Annotated in this window: 2 protein-coding genes; both read right to left on the reverse strand. The window is 64.7% G+C overall.

Annotated elements, in window-relative coordinates; genetic code table 11:
• A partial coding sequence (locus AC0L2X_RS32300) for a UPF0149 family protein (protein WP_473601192.1) occupies nucleotides 1-458 on the reverse strand: 458 nt, incomplete at its 3' end.
• 71 nt (nucleotides 459-529) lie between these two features.
• On the reverse strand, nucleotides 530-1906 hold a 1377-nt coding region (tnpC, locus tag AC0L2X_RS32305; protein WP_473601193.1), incomplete at its 5' end, for an IS66 family transposase.

Below are 1906 nucleotides of genomic sequence, written 5' to 3' on the forward strand. Positions count from 1 at the left end.
GCGACGCCCGCGTCGTCGAGACGGGAGTTCAGCCCCGTTGTATCCCGGATCGGGGCGATGATGTCGCCGGTCTTGGCATGGCCGTGGAGAACGGGGCGCCAGAGCCTTGTGGCGTAGCCGGTGGCAAGCAGGAAGGCGGTCGACCATTCGAAGGCCTCGAATGTGCCGTCCTCCTGTGGCGCAAGGCGCGGACGCCAGGTCTCCGGCGTTTCGCCGAGCCCGACCGAGATGCGATTGTAGTTGGCAACCAGCGTCTGAACGGCGAGCGCCTCGGTCGTGTCTTCGAGCGCCATCAGCGCTTGCTCGCCTGCAAACAAAGGAATCCATTGGCGCGGGTCGATAAAGCGCGGACCGATGATGAGCGCCGTCAGATAGCCGTCGAGCCCATCCATGCCGAAGACCGGCGGATGCGGCCGCTGCTTGTGCAAGAACGTCTCGAAGGCCGCATCGTCCAGCATCGGGCGCGAAGGCGGAACTGAGCAAGCCGCGGCGGGCCGAGCGGCGACGGGCCCTTTTGACCGACGAGCGATCATGCCGCCACACGCTCCAGTTGGCCCCGTGCTTCCCGGTCTGCCTTCCAATTCCACGGCAAGAGCTCGTCGAGCCGATTGACCGGAATGGCACCCGAGACGATCTGCTCGAGCACGTCGGCGAGCCAGGTTTCGGGATCGAGACCATTGAGCCTTGCCGAGTTGACCAGTGATGCCAGCACCGCCCAAGTCTCGCCACCGCGGGCGGAACCGGCAAAAAGACTATTCTTCCTCGTCAGGCAGACCGGCTTGAGCGAACGCTCGACAACGTTGCTATCGACTTCGATCCGTCCGTCCGTGAGGAAGGCTGTCAGCCCATGCCAATGCGCCAGCGTGTAGGCGACGGCCTTGCCGAGCGACGACTTGGCCGAGACCTCATCGATCAGCGTCTCCAGCCGCTCCTTCAGTGCCGCCATCAGCGGAGCACTCTCGGCCTTGCGCACCGACAGGCGCTGCTCGGCGCTCCTGCCGCGGATGCATTGCTCGATCCGGTAGATCTCGGCAATAGCGGCGATCACCGCCAGCGCCTCGCTCGAGGCCGTCGTTTTGACCACCTCGACGAACTTGCGCCGAGCATGGGCCAGACAAAAGGCTAGCTGCAAGGGTGCGATATTGCTCTTGCGCCGCCGCTTCGCCAGGCTCTTGTAGGCCGCATAGCCATCCACCTGGAGAATGCCGCCGAACGTTGAAAGCTGCGTCTCGATCTCTCCGGTTCCCCGGCTTTCTGCAAACACATAGCCGACTGCCGGCGGTGCCGGTCCCTGCCAGGGACGATCATCGACGGCCTGCGCCCACAATTGGCAGACTTTCGTCCGCTTGCGTCCCGGATCAAGTCGCGGCAGAGGCGTTTCGTCACAGAACACCCGCGGCTGTGAGCGGATGAAGGCAAGCAGGCGATCGTAAAGCGGGCTCAGCCACCAGGCGGCCCGTCCGACCCAGCCGCCGAGCGTGCCCCGGTCGAGATGGATGCCGTAACCCGAGAAGATCTGCGACTGGCGATAGAGAGGAAGATGCCAGGCGAACTTTGAGACAACCACATGCGCCACCAGCGCCGTCGTTGCCATGCCCCCATCCATTACTCGCGCTCGCGCCGGCGCCTGGACGACATGGGCCTCGCAGGCCCGGCAGGCGTATTTGGGCCGGATCGTGCGGATCACGCGCAGAAGTGCCGGAACGATATCGAGGGCCTCGCTGATATCCTCGCCGATGCGATGGAGGGAAAGTCCGCAACAGGAACAGACTGTGCTCTCCGGCTCGATCACTTCCTCGCAGCGCGGCAGATGCTTCGGCAGGGCACCCATGTTGCGCGATGCCGACCGGTGCTTGCGTCGCGGACGATCCTTGTCTTCGGCGGCATCGTCATTGGCCGCGGCCGG

It is taken from the genome of Mesorhizobium sp. WSM4828 (assembly GCF_055811175.1).